The sequence below is a fragment of the Lysobacter sp. ISL-50 genome (genome assembly GCF_018612875.1).
Classification (GTDB): domain Bacteria; phylum Pseudomonadota; class Gammaproteobacteria; order Xanthomonadales; family Xanthomonadaceae; genus Lysobacter.
In genome coordinates this window covers 149416-166199 of the sequence record NZ_JAGGRI010000019.1, presented here as the reverse complement: position 1 = coordinate 166199, position 16784 = coordinate 149416, and the positions used below count along the sequence as shown (strand labels likewise).

At 67.0% G+C, this 16784-nt stretch carries 16 protein-coding genes; 5 read left to right on the top strand and 11 right to left on the bottom strand.

Annotation, left to right across the window (positions count from 1 at the left end):
- Positions 1–312: 312 nt before the first annotated feature.
- Together clpA and clpS are read right to left on the bottom strand one after the other, a co-directional pair.
- Complete coding sequence (gene clpA, locus J7J50_RS12460) at positions 313–2592, bottom strand: ATP-dependent Clp protease ATP-binding subunit ClpA (RefSeq protein WP_215057930.1); 2280 nt, start codon at positions 2590–2592, stop codon at positions 313–315.
- Positions 2593–2682: 90 nt separating this feature from the next.
- On the bottom strand, positions 2683–3003 hold the full coding sequence (gene clpS, locus J7J50_RS12455) for an ATP-dependent Clp protease adapter ClpS (protein ID WP_057942828.1): 321 nt from the start codon (positions 3001–3003) through the stop codon (positions 2683–2685).
- Between the two features lie 157 nt (positions 3004–3160).
- On the opposite strand from clpS, the gene J7J50_RS12450 reads away from it, so the two are divergent.
- The 4 genes from J7J50_RS12450 to hflD are packed head-to-tail and all read left to right on the top strand — an operon-like array spanning position 3161 to position 6012.
- Positions 3161–3760, top strand: a complete 600-nt coding sequence (locus J7J50_RS12450) for a hypothetical protein (protein WP_251044510.1) — start codon at positions 3161–3163, stop codon at positions 3758–3760.
- 1 nt (position 3761) lies between these two features.
- Positions 3762–4256, top strand: coding sequence for an NUDIX hydrolase (locus J7J50_RS12445; protein WP_215057929.1), 495 nt, complete (start codon positions 3762–3764; stop codon positions 4254–4256).
- 5 nt (positions 4257–4261) lie between these two features.
- Positions 4262–5404 carry a tRNA 2-thiouridine(34) synthase MnmA gene (gene mnmA / locus J7J50_RS12440; protein ID WP_215057928.1) on the top strand — a complete coding sequence of 381 codons (1143 nt, stop codon included), beginning with the start codon at positions 4262–4264 and terminating at the stop codon, positions 5402–5404.
- On the top strand, positions 5404–6012 hold the full coding sequence (gene hflD, locus J7J50_RS12435) for a high frequency lysogenization protein HflD (protein ID WP_215057927.1): 609 nt from the start codon (positions 5404–5406) through the stop codon (positions 6010–6012). The genes mnmA and hflD overlap by 1 nt, the downstream gene beginning before the upstream one ends.
- Before the next feature lie 223 nt (positions 6013–6235).
- On the opposite strand, the gene J7J50_RS12430 is transcribed toward hflD, so the two are convergent.
- From J7J50_RS12430 to J7J50_RS12390, 9 genes are all read right to left on the bottom strand, one after another.
- Positions 6236–6793 (bottom strand): hypothetical protein, encoded by a 558-nt coding sequence (locus J7J50_RS12430; protein ID WP_215057926.1) that lies wholly within the window; start codon positions 6791–6793, stop codon positions 6236–6238.
- 124 nt (positions 6794–6917) lie between these two features.
- On the bottom strand, positions 6918–9518 hold the full coding sequence (gene acnB / locus J7J50_RS12425; RefSeq protein ID WP_215057925.1) for a bifunctional aconitate hydratase 2/2-methylisocitrate dehydratase: 2601 nt from the start codon (positions 9516–9518) through the stop codon (positions 6918–6920).
- 94 nt (positions 9519–9612) lie between these two features.
- Entirely contained in the window at positions 9613–10011 is a 399-nt protein-coding gene (locus J7J50_RS12420) for a type II toxin-antitoxin system VapC family toxin (RefSeq protein WP_057942821.1), read from the bottom strand.
- A gap of 4 nt (positions 10012–10015) precedes the next feature.
- Positions 10016–10240: an AbrB/MazE/SpoVT family DNA-binding domain-containing protein gene (locus tag J7J50_RS12415; protein WP_057942820.1), complete on the bottom strand. Its 225-nt coding sequence runs from the start codon at positions 10238–10240 to the stop codon at positions 10016–10018.
- Between the two features lie 102 nt (positions 10241–10342).
- Positions 10343–11719: a porin gene (locus tag J7J50_RS12410; protein ID WP_215057957.1), complete on the bottom strand. Its 1377-nt coding sequence runs from the start codon at positions 11717–11719 to the stop codon at positions 10343–10345.
- A 163-nt stretch (positions 11720–11882) separates the two neighbouring features.
- Positions 11883–12647 carry an ABC transporter permease gene (locus J7J50_RS12405; protein WP_235114956.1) on the bottom strand — a complete coding sequence of 255 codons (765 nt, stop codon included), beginning with the start codon at positions 12645–12647 and terminating at the stop codon, positions 11883–11885.
- Positions 12640–13476 carry an ABC transporter ATP-binding protein gene (locus tag J7J50_RS12400; RefSeq protein ID WP_215057924.1) on the bottom strand — a complete coding sequence of 279 codons (837 nt, stop codon included), beginning with the start codon at positions 13474–13476 and terminating at the stop codon, positions 12640–12642. The genes J7J50_RS12405 and J7J50_RS12400 overlap by 8 nt, the downstream gene beginning before the upstream one ends.
- 18 nt (positions 13477–13494) lie before the next feature.
- Positions 13495–14538, bottom strand: a complete 1044-nt coding sequence (locus tag J7J50_RS12395) for an ABC transporter substrate-binding protein (RefSeq protein WP_215057923.1) — start codon at positions 14536–14538, stop codon at positions 13495–13497.
- A 74-nt stretch (positions 14539–14612) separates the two neighbouring features.
- Positions 14613–15722, bottom strand: coding sequence for a 4-oxalomesaconate tautomerase (locus J7J50_RS12390; RefSeq protein WP_215057922.1), 1110 nt, complete (start codon positions 15720–15722; stop codon positions 14613–14615).
- A 107-nt stretch (positions 15723–15829) separates the two neighbouring features.
- Here J7J50_RS12390 and J7J50_RS12385 point away from each other — a divergent pair, with 107 nt between their 5' ends.
- On the top strand, positions 15830–16735 hold the full coding sequence (locus tag J7J50_RS12385; RefSeq protein ID WP_057942816.1) for a LysR family transcriptional regulator: 906 nt from the start codon (positions 15830–15832) through the stop codon (positions 16733–16735).
- Positions 16736–16784: the final 49 nt, after the last annotated feature.

Sequence of the window (16784 nt, the reverse complement as noted above, 5' to 3'; positions counted from 1 at the left end):
GTACTCACCTACCGTCATTCCCGCGAAGGCGGGAATCCAGTGCCTTTCGTGCGAGAACGTTTGAAGACTCTGGATTCCCGCCTTCGCGGGAATGACGAACTGGAAGATGACGCTGGCTGGAAGATAAGTCACTGGATTCCCGCGTTCGCGGGAATGACGATCTGGAAGATGACCGCGACTGAAAGACGGCGCCGAAGTCTCTGAACGCTCGGCGTCGCTGAAGCAAAAGAAACATCCGGCCCGACCGCAAACGATCAACCATAAAAAAGGCGGCCCGAAGGCCGCCTTTTCTTTATCGCATCGTGCCGCGAATCACACCGTCGCCGGCAACAGCTTCTCCGGCTCGGCCTGCGCCTCGACGACGAGCTGATCGTCCTTGACGTCGATGGTGACCCGGCCGCCGCCCACCAGCTTGCCGAACAGCAGTTCGTCGGCGAGCGGACGCTTGATCTGGTCCTGGATCACCCGCGCCATCGGACGCGCGCCCATCAGCGGATCGAAACCGTGCTGGGCCAGCCAGTCGCGCGCGGTCGGCGTGGCGGTGAGGGTCACGTTCTTCTCGTGCAGTTGGCTTTCCAGCTCGATCAGGAACTTGTCCACCACCCGCAGGATGTGATCGAAACCCAGCGCCTGGAACTGCACCACCGCGTCGAGGCGGTTGCGGAATTCCGGGCTGAAGCCCTTGCGGATCACTTCCATCGCGTCGGTGGAGTGGTCCTGCTTGGTGAAGCCGATCGAACGCCGCGAAGCCTGGGCCGCGCCGGCATTGGTCGTCATCACCACGATCACGTTCTTGAAGTTGGCCTCGCGACCGTTGGTATCGGTCAGCGTGCCGCGGTCCATGACCTGCAACAGGATGTTGAAGATGTCCGGATGCGCCTTCTCGACTTCGTCCAGCAACAGCACGCAGTGCGGGGTCTTGACGATCTTCTCGGTGAGCAGGCCGCCCTGGTCGAAACCGACGTAGCCCGGAGGCGCGCCGATCAGGCGGCTGACCGAATGCGGCTCCATGTACTCGGACATGTCGAAGCGGACCAGCTCGATGCCCAGTTGCAGCGCGAGCTGCTTGGTCACCTCGGTCTTGCCCACGCCGGTGGGGCCGGCGAACAGGAAGTTGCCGATCGGCTTGTCCGGATTGCCCAGGCCCGAGCGCGCGAGCTTGATCGCCGAGGCGAGCGTCTCGATCGCCGGGTCCTGGCCGAAGATCACCATCTTGAGGTTGCGTTCGAGATTGCGCAGCACGTCCTTGTCGCTGGCCGAGACCTGCTTGGTCGGGATGCGCGCCATCTTGGCGACGATGGTCTCGATCTCCTCGATGTCGATGAGCTGCTTGCGCGCGCTCTCCGGCAGCAGGCGCTGGCGCGCGCCGGCTTCGTCGATGACGTCGATGGCCTTGTCCGGCAGCAGGCGGTCGCCGATGTGCTTGACCGACAAGTCCACCGCGGCCTGCAGCGCTTCGTCGGCGTAGGTGACGCCGTGGTGCGACTCGTACTTGGGCTTGAGGCCCTGCAGGATTTCGTAGGTTTCGCCCACGGTCGGTTCGACGATGTCGATCTTCTGGAAGCGCCGCGCCAGCGCGCGGTCCTTCTCGAAGATGCCGCGGTATTCCTGGAACGTGGTCGAGCCGATGCAGCGCAACTCGCCCGAGGACAGGGCCGGCTTGATCAGGTTGCTGGCGTCCATGGTGCCGCCGCTGGCGGAACCGGCGCCGATGATGGTGTGGATCTCATCGACGAACAAGATCGACTCGGGCTGCTTCTTGAGCTGCGCGAGCACGGCCTTCAGGCGCTTTTCGAAATCGCCGCGGTACTTGGTGCCAGCCACCAGGGCGCCCAGGTCTAGGGCGAAGATGGTCGCGTTGCGCAGCACCTCGGGCACTTCGCCATCGACGATGCGCTTGGCCAGGCCTTCGGCGATGGCGGTCTTGCCCACCCCGGCCTCGCCGACGTACAGCGGGTTGTTCTTGCGCCGGCGGCACAGCACCTGGATGGTGCGCTCGACTTCGTCGGCGCGGCCGACCAAGGGGTCGATCTTGCCTTCGCGCGCCAGCTGATTGAGGTTGCTGGCGAATTCGGCCAGCGCATCGGACTTGCCATCCACATCCGGCCCCTCCGGCGGCTTGGATTCTTCCTCGTGGTGGCCCTGCCCCTCTTCGCCGCTGTGCTTGACGATGCCGTGGGACAGGTAATTGACCACGTCCAGGCGGGCCACGTCCTGCTGATTGAGGAAGTAGACCGCGTGCGAGTCCTTCTCGCCGAAGATCGCCACCAGCACGTTGGCGCCGGTGACTTCCTTCTTGCCCGAGGACTGGACGTGGTAGACCGCGCGTTGCAGCACGCGCTGGAAGCCCAGGGTGGGCTGGGTGTCGCGATCGACGTCGTCGGGCAGTACCTGGACCGAGGTCGCTATGGCCTGTTCCAGATCGCTGCGCAATCGCGCGAAGTCCGCGCCGGTGGCCTTGAGGACGGCCTCGGCGGACGGGTTGTCGAGTAATGCGAGCAGCAGGTGTTCGACCGTCATGTACTCATGGCGCGCCTCGCGGGCGCGCTTGTAGCACTGGCCGATGCTGTATTCGAGATCCTTGCTGAACATGGGGCGGAGCCTCCAGGACGTATGCACGCTACGTGGGGGCGCTCGCCGGCTTTTCCATGCCCCGCCCCCTAGGCGGTGCTCAGCTCCCTTTTAGGCCTTTTCCATCGTGCACAGCAAGGGGTGCTGATGCAGTCTTGAAAATTCATTCACCTGCGCGACTTTGGACTCAGCCACTTCGCGCGTGAAGACGCCGCATACGCCGCGGCCGCGGGTGTGGACGTGGAGCATGATTTGCGTAGCTTTTTCGACGTTCATCGGGAAAAAGCGCATCAGCACCTCGACGACGAAGTCCATCGGGGTGTAATCGTCGTTAAGCACCAGTACCGAATAAAGCGGCGGACGGGCGACTTCGGGCTTGCCGGCTTCCACCAGCACGCCGTGACTGTGTTCGTGATCGGTCTGTTTTGCCATTTTGCGATTATAGACGCCTGCCCCGCGGGGACGTGGATACGGTCGCGCCCGCAACATGGACGCGTGCACGGCTGCATTGCAAAATGCCGCAGCGCCGCCATCTAGTGCGGAGCCGTCGGTCCAGATTGCGCCGATGTCCAAGAATTCAAGGACCGTCATGCGCCTGATCCGTTTCGTTTTGTCCGCCCTGCTGTTGCCGGCCTTGCCGCTGTCGGCGCTGGCCGGCCCGGCGCCGGGCGCGGAAACGGCACCGGCCGCGGCCGCGGCCGCCGGCCCGGCCAGGCTCGCGCCGGCCAAGGCCGACCGCAGCGATCCGGCCCGGGTCGAACCCGACCACAGCGTTTCCAAGGGCGGCGATCCGCGCATCCGCGCCCAGCTCGAAGGCCTGGGCTACAAGTACGAGGTGGACAAGGACGGCGATTTCGTCCTGACCTTCGCCCTGGACAAGCAGCGCAGCCAGATGGCCTATGTGCTGTCGGGCACCCAGCGCTACGGCAAGCTGGAGGTGCGCGAAATCTGGTCGCCGGGCTACCGCGGCGGCGACAGCCAGCTGCCGGGCGATGTCGCCAACCGTCTGCTGGAGGACAGCCAGCTCAGCAAGATGGGCGGCTGGGTCAAGCAGGACGGCGTGGCCGTGTTCGTGGTCAAGATCGACGCCGGCGCGTCGCAGGACGATCTGGACGACGCCATCGATTACGTGGTGCGCGCGGCCGACAAGATGGAAGCCGAACTCACCCCCGACCAGGACGAATTCTGACGTGAGCTACCGCGAAGGCCGTTTCTGGCAACCCGACGTCACCGTCGCCACCATCGTGGTCGAGGGCGGGCGTTTGCTGATGGTCGAAGAACAGGTCGGCGGCCGGCGGGTGATCAACCAGCCCGCCGGCCATCTGGAGCCCGACGAAAGCCTGCTCGACGCCGCGCTGCGCGAGACCCTGGAGGAAACCGGCTGGGACGTGCGCCTGACCGCGTTCGTCGGCGCCTATCAGTGGAAGGCGCCGGTGCAGCCCGACGGCTCCGGCGGCCGCCATTACCTGCGCTTCGCCTTCGCCGCCGAGCCCGAGCGCCACCACGCTGGGCGCGCGCTCGACGAAGGCATCGTCCAGGCGCTGTGGATGACCCCGGCGCAGTTGCAGGCGCGCTCGGCCGAGCACCGCAGCCCGCTGGTGTGGCAGGTCGTGGCCGATTACCTCGGCGGCCGCCGCCACCCGCTCGACCTGCTGCAGCATTCGGTCGCGCCTGAAGCGCTGTGATCGGGATGTCCAGGTCGGCCAACACCATCGTGGGCATGTCGGGCGGGGTCGATTCCTCGGTCGCGGCCTTGCTGCTGCGCGATTCCGGCGAAGCCCTGTCGGGTTTGTTCATGCAGAACTGGGCCGACGACGGCAGCGGCGACTGCCGCGCCGAGGACGACCGCCGCGACGCGGTCGCGGTGTCCGGCCGGCTCGGGCTGCCGATCCACTTCCGCGATTTCTCCGGCGAATACTGGGCCGGCGTGTTCGAGCACTTCGTCGCCGAGTACGCGACCGGACGCACGCCCAATCCCGACGTGCTGTGCAACCGCGAGATCAAGTTCAAGTATTTCCTCGACGCCGCGCGCGAACTGGGTGCCGACTACATCGCCACCGGCCATTACGCGCGGGTCGATCAGGCCGGCGGCCGTTTCCGCCTGTTGCGCGCGCGCGACGGCGGCAAGGACCAGAGCTATTTCCTGCACCAACTCGGCCAGGCCCAGTTGAGCGCGACCAAATTCCCGCTGGGCGAGCTGATCAAGCGCGACGTGCGCGAGATGGCGCGCGCCGCGGGCCTGCCGACCGCGGCCAAGAAAGACTCCACCGGCATCTGCTTCATCGGCGAACGCGATTTCCGCGAGTTCCTGTCGCGCTATCTGCCGGCCAAGCAGGGCGAAATCCGCACGCCGGACGGGCGTGTCGTGGGGACGCATCCGGGGGTGTTCTATTTCACGCTAGGCCAGCGCGAAGGCCTCAACATCGGCGGCGTGCGCGGCTTCGAGCCGGCGCCGTGGTACGTGGTCGGCAAGGACGTGGCCGCCAACGTGCTTTACGTCGATCAGGGCAGCGACAGCCGCTGGTTGCAGTCGCAGGCCTTGCAGTCGGAAACCGCGCACTGGATCGCCGGCGCCGCGCCGGCCGCGCGTTTTCGTTGCAGCGCGCAGACCCGCTATCGCCAGTCCGACCAGGACTGCGAGGTGCGGGTGCGCGACGACGGCACACTGCAGGTTAATTTCGATCAGCCGCAGCGCGCGGTCACCCCAGGGCAATCGCTGGTGCTGTACGACGGCGAAGTCTGCCTCGGCGGCGCGGTGATCGCCGCCACCGATGCGCCGGCGCTGGCCGACCCGCTTCCGAATTCCACTTCTTCTTTTACGGCGACCCATTGATGGCCGAACTTTCGCAACGCGTCCTCGCCCTCGCCGGCCTCGCCCAGGCCCTGGCCCAGGTGCGGCGCATCGCCGACACCGGCCAGGCCAACGCGGCCGTGCTCGGCACCGCCCTGGACTCGGTGTTCCGCATCGACGCCTCCTCGCCCGCCGCGGTTTACGGCGGCCTGGACAATCTGCGCCCCGGGCTGATGCTGATGCAGGACTACTTCACCCATCGCGCCAAGGACGAACACCTGCCGCGCCTGACCCTGGCGGTGATGCAGTTGGAGCGCCGCTTCGTGCGCGACGCGGCGATGACCGAGAAGGTGCTGCGCGGCATCCACGAACAGGCCAATCCCGCGCACCGGCTCGGCAGCAGCCATCCGGACGTGATCGCGGCGCTGGGCACCTTGTACGCCGACACCCTGAGCCACCTGCGCCCGCGCGTGCTGGTGCAAGGCAATCCGCATTACCTCGGCCAGCCCGGCGTGGTCGCCGAAGTTCGCGCGGTGCTGCTGGCGGCGGTGCGCTCGGCGGTGCTGTGGCGCCAGCTCGGCGGCAGCTACTGGGATCTGCTGCTGCGCAAGCGGGCGATGGTGGATTCGGTCGAATCGCAGTTGGGTTGAGGGCTGACGGAAAAGATCGGCCGTGGCCGCATGTCGCGGTTTTCGCGTCTGGCTTCAAGTCTTCGAACCGAATCCTTTGACTTGCGACCGCTCCGGTTGGAGCGGCGCAAGCTGCGGGATAACCGCCCGCACCGGAACACTCATCGCAGCCGCGTTGTCGCGGCGGCGGGTCGCGCGGCTTCTATGCGGATTATCGGCGCGGCGCTGACGCGGGCTTGGTTGCTCAGTAGTTCACCCGGTACTCGCAACCCACCATCGTCTTGCCCGGATGGGTGGTGATGGTGCTGACCGTCTGCACGATCTTGGCTTCGACGCCGTCGCCCAGGGCCTCGGTGCGCACGTCGCGAACGCGGATGTGGCCGGCCAGCGGTTCGCCGCTGGCGCCGAGCTTGAGCTGCTTCGCCAGCGCGTCGGCATGATCGCCGTCCACTACCGCCAGCATGCCCTGGCCCGCCAGCATCAGCTGCCGGCTCTTGTGACCATACACCGTTACCGGCTCGGGCATGTCGATCATGGCGACGAATGCGTTCGCGTCCTCGGCCTTCTTCCACCCCGCCAACGCCGGTTGCGCCGGCTTGTCGTAGTAGACGTCGGTCAGGGCGCTGGCAAAGCGCATGTACTCGGCGCGGGTCGCCTGACAGGTCAGCACCTTGGTCAGTTCGGCCTGGAGTTCGGCCTTGTCCTGGTACGGCGCGTCGTCGGCGGCGACGGCCGCCAGCGGCGAGGCGAAGGCCATCGCCAGCAGCGCGGGCGTGGCGAGGCGGTAGAGCGATCGGGTCATGTCCAATGTCCTTATGGGTCCTGTCCAAAGAAAAACGGGTACGCCGGGATATCGCCCGACGTACCCGTCCATAGCTTGCATCCGGCAGACGCGACGGTGGCCCGGACGCGCTCCAACTAAGCGATCAGGCCGCGGCGACGGTGTCGGCGACCTGCTTGTAGTCTTCGATCTGATCGAAGTTCATGTAGCGGTAGATCTTGTCGCCGTCGGCCTTGAGCACGCCCACGTCCGCCATGTACTCCTCGCGGGTCGGGATGCGGCCCAGGCGCGAGCAGATCGCGGCCAGCTCGGCCGAACCCAGGTAGACGTTGGTGTTGCGGCCCAGACGGTTCGGGAAGTTGCGGGTCGAGGTCGAGAACACGGTCGCGCCCTCGCGCGCCTGCGCCTGGTTGCCCATGCACAGCGAGCAGCCCGGCATTTCCATGCGCGCGCCGGCAGTGCCGAAGGTGCCGTAGTGGCCTTCCTTGGTCAGCTCGGACGCGTCCATCTTGGTCGGCGGCGCCACCCACAGACGGGTCGGGATGTCGCGCTTGCCTTCCAGCAGCCTGGCGGCGGCGCGGAAGTGGCCGATGTTGGTCATGCACGAACCGATGAAGACTTCGTCGATGACCGCGCCGGACACCGCCGACAGGGTCTTCACGTCGTCCGGATCGTTCGGGCAGGCCACGATCGGCTCGACGATCTGGTTCAGATCGATGTCGATGACCGCGGCGTACTCGGCATCGGCGTCGCCTTCCAGCAACTGCGGGTTGGCCAGCCAGCCTTCCATCGCCTTGATCCGGCGCTGCAGCGAACGCGGGTCGGCGTAGCCTTCCGCGATCATCCACTTGAGCAGGGTGATGTTGCTGGTCAGGTACTCGATGATCGGTTCGGCATCGAGCTTGACCGTGCAGCCGGCGGCGGAACGCTCAGCCGAGGCGTCGGACAGTTCGAAGGCCTGTTCGACCTTGAGCTGCGGCAGGCCTTCGATTTCCAGGATGCGGCCGGAGAAGATGTTCTTCTTGCCCTGCTTGGCGACGGTGAGCAGGCCGCTGTTGATCGCGGCCAGCGGGATCGCGTTGACCAGATCGCGCAGGGTCACGCCGGGCTGCATTTCGCCGCTGAAGCGCACCAGCACCGACTCGGGCATGTCCAGCGGCATGACGCCGGTGGCGGCGGCGAACGCCACCAGGCCGGAGCCGGCCGGGAACGAGATGCCGACCGGGAAACGGGTGTGCGAGTCGCCGCCGGTGCCGACGGTGTCGGGCATCAGCATGCGGTTGAGCCACGAGTGGATCACGCCGTCGCCCGGACGCAGCGAGATGCCGCCGCGGTTGCTGATGAAGGCCGGCAGATCGTGATGGGTCTTGACGTCGACCGGCTTCGGATACGCGGCGGTGTGGCAGAACGACTGCATCACCAGGTCGGCGGAGAAGCCCAGGCAGGCCAGGTCCTTCAGTTCGTCGCGGGTCATCGGACCGGTGGTGTCCTGCGAACCCACCGAGGTCATCTTCGGCTCGCAGTAGGTGCCCGGACGGATGCCCGGCTGCACGCCGCCGACTTCCGGCAGACCGCAGGCGCGGCCGACCATCTTCTGCGCCAGCGAATACCCCTTGCCGGTGTCGGCCGGGTTGGTCGGCAGGCGGAACAGGGTCGAGGTCGGCAGGCCCAGCGCTTCACGCGCCTTGGCGGTGAGGCCGCGGCCGACGATCAGCGGAATGCGGCCGCCGGCGCGGACTTCGTCCAGCAGCACGTCGGACTTCAGAGCGAACTGCGCGATCAACTCGCCGTTCTTGAACGCCTTGCCCTCGTAGGGACGCAGCTCGATCACGTCGCCCATGTTCATCTGCGACACGTCGAGTTCGATCGGCAGAGCGCCGGCGTCTTCCATGGTGTTGTAGAAGATCGGCGCGATCTTCGAACCCAGGCACACGCCGCCGAAGCGCTTGTTCGGGATGAAGGGGATGTCTTCGCCGGTGAACCACAGCACCGAATTGGTCGCGGACTTGCGGCTGGAGCCGGTGCCGACCACGTCGCCGACGTAGGCGACCAGATGGCCCTTGTCCTTCAGCGATTCGATGAAGGCGATCGGGCCGCGCTTGCCGTCTTCTTCCGGCACGATGCCGTCGCGCGCGTTCTTGAGCATCGCCAGCGCGTGCAGCGGGATGTCCGGACGCGTGGTCGCGTCGGGCGCGGGCGAGAGGTCGTCGGTGTTGGTTTCGCCGGTCACCTTGAACACGGTTACGGTCAGGCTTTCGGGCACTTCCGGGCGGCTGGTGAACCACTCCGCGTCGGCCCAGCTTTGCAACACGCCGCGGGCGTGGGCGTTGCCTTGCTCGGCCTTTTCCTGCACGTCGTGGAAGGCGTCGAACACCAGCAGGGTCTTCTTCAGGGCGTCCGCGGCGATCGGCGCGACCTGCGCGTCGTCGAGCAGCTCGACCAGCGGCAGGATGTTGTAGCCGCCGAGCATGGTGCCGAGCAGTTCGGTGGCGCGTTCGCGGCTGATCAGCGGGTTCTTTTCGCTGCCCAGGGCCAGCGCGGCCAGGTACGAGGCCTTGACCTTGGCGGCGTCATCGACGCCGGCCGGCACGCGGTAGGTGATCAGCTCGAGCAGGAACGCATCCTCTCCGGCCGGCGGCGCTTTGAGCAGCTCGATGACTTCGGCGGTCTGCTGAGCGGTCAACGGCAGCGGCGGAATGCCCAGCGCGGCGCGCTCGGCAACGTGGTGGCGATAGGCTTCCAACATAAACAATTCTCCGCGTGAATCTGGGTGGTGAAGGCGCTTGAAAACGTAAGGTGGCGCGATCGGATGGGGTTGGGCGCTCGGGCGCGGCACGGGCTCAGGCTTGCGGCACGATCAGCTTCAGGCCCTTGAAGTAGTCGCGATAAAACGTGTCGTTCCAGGTGATCAGGCCGTCGCATTGCAGCAGCGCGTGGGCGCCGATCAGAAACCCGCCGAAGCCGCGCGAGCGGTCGCCACGCTGGCGATGGCGGCGATGCATCTCGCCGGCGCGCAACGCCGACTTGGCTTCCAGCGCGCTGAAATGGATGCCCATTTCCTCCAGCGCCTCCTGCGCTTGCGCGCCGCCGCGCAGCGCCGCGCAGATTTCGGCCAGGCTGACGTCGCAGACCACGACCCTGCCGCCGACCAGGCTCTGGCGCAGGCAGGATTCGACCGCGTCGGCCTGCGGGCCGTCGCTCAGCAGTTCGATCAAGACCGGCGAATCGACCGCGATCACCGGCTCATTCCTCCTCGCGCATCGCGCGCGCGGCGTCTTCGCCGGACTCGAAGCCGTCCAGGGCGAACTTGCCGCGCGCCTTGGAGATGGCATCGTCCACGCTCTTGCGCAGGATGATGCGGCTGCCGTCCAGCTCGACCTTGAGCAGCGTGCCCTTGGTCAGGCCGAGCGCGTCGCGCACCGCCTTGGGCAGGGTGATCTGGCCTCGTTCGGCGACGGTCGCTTCCATGGGCGGGCTCCGCAGGGTATGTACTTATTATACATACTTGATTCCGCATACCGACCACGGCCCCGGCCGTCGGCGCGGCGGCCCTGCCCAGCGGCCATTGCGTCAAAAAACCAATTGCAGACGGGTATTTAGCGTGTATCCCTGGTCGGCGGCGAGGTACTTGCCGCTGCGGTTGTCGGTTTGCCACCGCACCAGATCGAGCATGACCCGGCTGTAGTCGTTCAAGTACCAGTTAGCGCCGAAGGTCCAGGCATGTCCGGCGCCGCCTCCGGGCAGGTCGCGGAAATCCGCGTTCTCGTAGCGGGCCTTCAATTCCCATGCGCCGCGTCCGCCGGCGGTGACCGGGCGCTCGACCTTGACCCGCCCCCAGGTGCCGGTGTCGGCCGCGTAGGCCGGCGCGCCGCCGCTCAGGAACCAGCCGGCCGAGACGGCGTAAGCGTCGTACCCGGCCGTGTAGGCGCCGCGGCGATCCAGCCCCTCGATCCGGCGTCGGCCCCATTCGCCCGAACCCCAGAACGGGCCGGCGACCGTCGCCAGTTCCAGGCCATGCCCACGCCCGCTTTCGGCGCCAGCCACGCTGCCCGGCGCGAGCTTGACCTCATCGTTGAAGTGGCCGCCGATCGCCGAAGCGCGCACCACCCCGGCCGAGTCCGCGCCGATGTCCTCGTAAAAAGCCCAGGCGCCCAAATGCACGATCGCGCGCTCGCGTTTGAGCGGATTCCAGTGCGCGCGCGCGGCCCAGGTCAGACTGTCGTTGCCGTCGCCGGCATTGTCCAGATCGTTCCCCGCCACCGAAAGGCTGGCATGCCAACCGCGGCCGAAGACGCGCTCGGTCAGCCCCACGCCGAACAGGCCGCGCTGCGGCAACACCAGCGTCCCGACCACGTTGCGCTCCTGGAACGGCGTATTGGAGGTGCTGCTGGAACCGTCGATGCCGCGGTCGTTGAGCCGGTTGCCGACGGTCAATTCGGACTTCTGGCCGAACAACGTGTGGGCGAAGCTGGCGTAGGCGGACTTCCAACTCACGCCGTTGTCGGCGAAGTCGCCTTCCAGGTTCCAGCCGATGCGGCCGTACGCCCCCTCGGCGCCCAGGCGCAGCGAGCGCACTTCGGTGCCGCTGAGGTTGCGGTTCGCGAAGCCGGAGCCGCCGGTGCTGGACGCGTCCAGGAACACGCGGCCACGCGGCCGGAACACGCTGCGGCCGTCGGCGCTGGTGAACTGCGGGGCACCCTTGAACCAGTTCACCGCCGGTTGCCTGGCCTGGGCCTGTTCGAGCTTGTCCAGGCGCGCGGCCAGGCTGGCGTCTTCGGGTGCTGGCGCCGGCGCATCGGCCGTCGCGGAACCGGCCTCCACCGCGGCCAGGCGCCGCTCCAGGCGCTCGATCCTGGCCGCTTGCGCCTGCACCAGCCGCAGCAGTTCGGCGGCGTCGGGCGTCTGCGCGACGGCCTCGCCGATGCCGCCGGCGGCGCCGATAAGCATTGCCAGCGCGATCGGATGCAGGCGAAAACGATTCGTCACGGGGTTCTCCAGGCAGCAGGGCGCCGCTGGCGCAGCGCGCCAGGATTCGTGCGGACGAGGATCCGCGGCTAAGGCAGGTGGATGCCGGTCGCGGCGCGATGCCGCGACGGACCAGGCGCTGGCGTCAGGCGTTTTCGCGCGCCGCGTTCGGGCGCCACGAGATCAGGCGGTTCTCGGCGATGTCGAGCAAGGCATCGATCAGCAGCACGAACACGGCCAGGATCGCGATGCCGGCGAAGACGCCGACGGCGTTGAAGTTGCCCTCGGCCTGGGCGATCAGATACCCCAGGCCCGCCGAAGCGCCCAGGTATTCGCCGATGATCGCGCCGACCACGGCGAAGCCGACCGAGGTGCGCAGCGAGGACAGGATCCAGCTCGCCGCGGCCGGGAAATACACATGGCGCAGCAGATCGCCGCGACCGGCGCCGAGGATGCGCGCGTTGGCAAGCACCGTCGGATTGACCTCGCGCACGCCCTGCATCGCGTTGAAGAAGGTAGTGAAGAACACCAGCGTCACCGCCAGGGCCACCTTCGACCACAGCCCCAACCCCAGCCACAGCACGAAAATTGGCGCCAGCACGACGCGCGGAATCGCGTTGAAGCCCTTGATGAAGGGATCGAGGATGCGCGCCGAACGCCGGCTCAGGCCCAGCCACACGCCGCCGGCCACGCCGAGCGTGGTGCCGATCACATAGCCCAGCCCGGTTTCCGCCAGGGTGATCGCGACATGCTGGTAGAACCCCGGATCGGACAGCCAATCCCAGGCCTGCCGCGCGATCGCCATCGGCGCCGGAAAGAAGAACGGGTCGATCAACCGCGCCGACACGCCGGCCTGCCAGCCGCCGAACAGCACCACGACCAGCAACAATTGCAAGACGCGGTCAGTCACGTTGTTGCGCATAGGTCTTCTCCACTTCGCCGCGCAGGCAGGCCCAGATGTCGCGATACAGATCGATGAAACACGGGTCGAGCTTGATTTCCGCGACATTGCGCGGTCGATCCAGCGGAACGCGGAAACTCTCCACCACGCGGCTGGACGGGCCGGCCGACAGCACGACCACACGGTCGCCCAGGGCGATCGCCTCTTCCAGATCGTGGGTGATCAACATCACCGAGCGGCGCTGCTCCTGCCACAACCGTAGCAACTCGTTCTGCATCAGGTGCCGGGTGTGGATGTCCAAGGCCGAGAACGGCTCGTCCATCAGGATCACCTTGGGTTCCACGATCAAGGCCTGCGCCATCTGCACGCGTTTTCGCTGGCCGCCGGACAACTGGTGCGGATAGCGCGCCTCGAACCCGGCGAGCCCGACCTTGGCCAGCCAACGGCGCGCCTTCTCCTCGCGCTCGGCCGCCGCCACGCCGCGAAAGCGCAGCCCGAGCTCGACGTTCTGCAGCGCGGTCTTCCACGGCAGCAGCGCGTCCTGCTGGAATAAGTAACCCACGCTCTCCTGCACGCCCTTCACCGGCTTGCCGTCGATCGCGATCCGGCCCTGGGCCGGCGTCAGCAGCCCGGCCACCGCGTTGAGGATGGTGCTTTTGCCGCAGCCGGTCGGGCCGACGATGGCGAGGAATTCGCCGTCGCCGACCTGGATATCGACGTCGCGCACTGCGGTGAAGTCGCCGAAGGACATCGTGACGCGCTCGATCGCCACCAGGGTGTCGGCGTCGGCGCCGGCCGGGGCATCGTGAAGTTGCCGCACTGAGGCGGTGGTGGCCATGAGGCGCCCTCCCCTCGGTCAGCGCGACGACGCGGCGAGCGCGTCGTCGACGAAGCGGTTGGTGTAGGTCTTGTCCAGGTCGATCTTGGCGCCGGCGACGCTGCGATCGAACTCGCGCAAGACCGCCAGCGGCGTTTGCAGATCCGCCGCTACGAAACGGCCGTCGCGCGAGAAGATCGCCTTGGCTCGGGCCACGGCCTGGGCGTAAGCGGCGCGGTCGCCGGAGACGTAGCGATCCGGCAGCGCCGCCACGATCTGATCGGGCGGCGTGCTCTCGATGAAGCGCAGCGCCTTCAGCTGGGCGCGCGCGATGCGCTCGGCCACCTGCGGATGCTCTTGCAGGAACCCGCTCTGCGCGTACAGCACCGAGGTCGGATACAGGCCGCCGTAGACCGCGCGCGCGCCTTCGTCGCTGCGCGCGTCGATCAGGATCCGGCCGATGCCGCGGGCTTCGATCAGCGTCGCCGCCGGGTCGTAGTTCACCAGCAGATCGACCTTACCCTGCTGCAGCGCCGCGACCGCGGCCGCGCCCGAGCCCACACCGATGATCGACACCGCGTTTTCGTCGATGCCGTGGCGCGAGAGGAAATGGCGCACGAAGAAATCCGACGAAGACCCCGGCGCGGTGATGCCGATCTTGAGGCCGCCAATGGACTGCGGCTGTTTCGGGTCGAAGCGCGTGTCGTTGCGCCCGGCCAGCACCAGCCCGGAATTACGCGACAGCAGCACGAAGGCGGAGACCTCTTTATGTTTTGCTTGCATTTGGATGGTGTGGTCGTAGAACCCCACGGCCACGTCGGTGGAACCGGCCACCAGCGCCTGCAACACCTTCGACCCGCCTTGCGCAAAGTTCTCGGTGCGCACGTGCACGCCGGCCTCGACGAAATAGCCGTTGGCGTCTGCGACGAAGAACGGCAGATTGTTGAGGTTGTAAGACCCCACGCTGATGCGCACCGGCCTACGTTCGCTGCCGACGATGTCGCCTTGGCCGCAACCGGCGAGCGCCGCGGCCGCCGCCACCAGGACGGTGGCGGCTGCGGCGATAAATTTCCTGCTGAACATCGATCCCTCCCAGGATGTCGTGTACTTCTACTTCAAAGGCCCGTCTGAAGGCCCCACTCTGTCTTGTTATCCATTCACGCTGCCGATGTCCATGCGCTCGCGGTGCCGGAGCCGGGCAGCAGCGAGGTGAACACGCGTCCTTCCAACAGGCGCCGCGCGGTGCGCACCACGCTGGCGACGATGGCATCGTCAGCCGCGGCACGCTCGAGCCTCACCTCCAGGGTGCCGCTGGGATGCTCAAGCCTGATCGGCTTGGCGAGATCGTGCTCGCCCAGGATCGATCGCGCCACAGTCCCTTCGGTGGCGCAGGCCGTGGCGATGCCGACCGCACCGGTGATCGCCAGCGCGCCGTGGCAGCGCTGCGGCATGAAATAACGCACCTGAAGCGTGCCGCCATGCATCGGCGGCGAGAGCAGCACCGGCTTGGGAATGACGCGCTCGGCGGCATCGGCGATGCCCATGCGGTGGCCGGCTTCGATGCGCATCTTCTCCAGGCGCTGCAACAGCGCCGCATCGGCATCCAGTTGCGCCGGCGCTTCGTCGCCGCGCAGGCCCAGCGCCTGGGCGGGCAACAACACCATCGGTATGGCGTAGTCGATGCAACTCACCTCGATGCCGTCAATGCGCTCGCTGGCGCGCCCGGTGGGCAGCAGGCGCCCAGTGCGGGCGCCCGCCGCATCGAGAAAGGTCAGCGGGATCGGACTGCCGGTGCCCGGCGCACCAGCGATGGCGGTATCGCCGCGGTACTTCACCCGGCCGTCCGGCGTCTGCACCGTGGCGATGACGACCTTGCCGGTGTTGACGTTGTGGATGCGCACCTGCGTCTGCGGATGCCGCGCTGCGACCAGCCCGGCCTCGATCGCGAACGGCGCCACCGCGGCGAGCATGTTTCCGCAGTTGGGGGTGGTGTCGACCACCCGCTGATCGACCCGTACCTGAGCGAACAGATAGTCCACGTCGGCGTCGGCGCGCGAGGCGCGGTCGACGATGGCGACTTTGCTCGACAAGGGATTGCCGCCGCCGATGCCGTCGATCTGCAGCGGATGCCCGGCGCCCATCACATCGATCAGGAGGGCGTCGCGCAAGGCCGGGTCGGCCGGCAGATCTTCGGCCAGGAAGAACGGACCCTTGGAGGTTCCGCCCCGCATCAGGACGCACGGCACGCTTAGCAGGTCGCTGGACATCGGGCCCACGGATTGATACCAATATCGGATCAATTAGATCCAGTGATGCGATCCTGTCACGCCGGAATTTATCTGTGAAATGCTATTTTTTGGAAGATTGATCCGATATGAGCATCAATTGCGAAATCCTCGATCTGCGCGCTTTTCTCACCGTCAGCGAGACCCGCAGCTTCCATCGCGCCGCCGAAGCCCTGCACGTCTCGCAGCCGGCCTTGAGCCGGCGCATCCAGAAGCTGGAAGAAGCGGTGGGCGCGCCTTTACTGGAACGCACCACGCGCAGCGTCTCGCTCACGGCAGTCGGGCAGAACCTGCTGCCGTTGGTGCGGCGCATGCTCGAAGAGTTCGACGGCTCGTTGTTCGCCGCGCGCGGCATCGACGACGGCCGCGGCAGCCAGGTCACCATCGCCTGCCTGCCTACCGCCGCGTTTTATTTCCTGCCCAGCGTGATCGCGCGTTTTCACGAGGAACACCCCAACGTGCGCTTCCGCATCCTCGACCTGTCCGCCACCGAAGGCTTGCAAGCGGTGGAACGCGGTGAGGTCGAGTTCGGCATCAACTTCATGGGCGCGTCCGATCCGGAACTGAATTTCGACGTGTTGGTCGAAGATCCCTTCGTGCTGGCCTGCCGGCGCGATCACCCGCTCGCGCTCAAGCGCAAGGTGACCTGGAACGACCTGTCCAGCCATCGCCTGATCACCGTGCACCGCACCAGCGGCAACCGCATCCTGCTCGACGGCGCCCTCGCGCGCGAGAACCTCAAGCTCAGTTGGTTTTTCGAAGTCACGCACCTGTCGACTTCGCTGGGCATGGTCGAGGCCGGCGTCGGCATTTCGGTGTTGCCGCGGATGGCGACGCCGCAGCAGGAGCATCCCATCCTGGTCACCCGCCCGCTCCAGCACCCGGTGGTCTCGCGCACCATCGGGATCGTCCGCCGGCGCAACGCTGTGTTGTCCGCGGCGGCGGAACAATTCCTGCAAATGCTGAAAACAACCTGGCAGGGCCGGGCGAAATGACGCCGGCGCGGCCGGCGCCGCGGGCATCGTCGACGCGCCGTGCACAGTC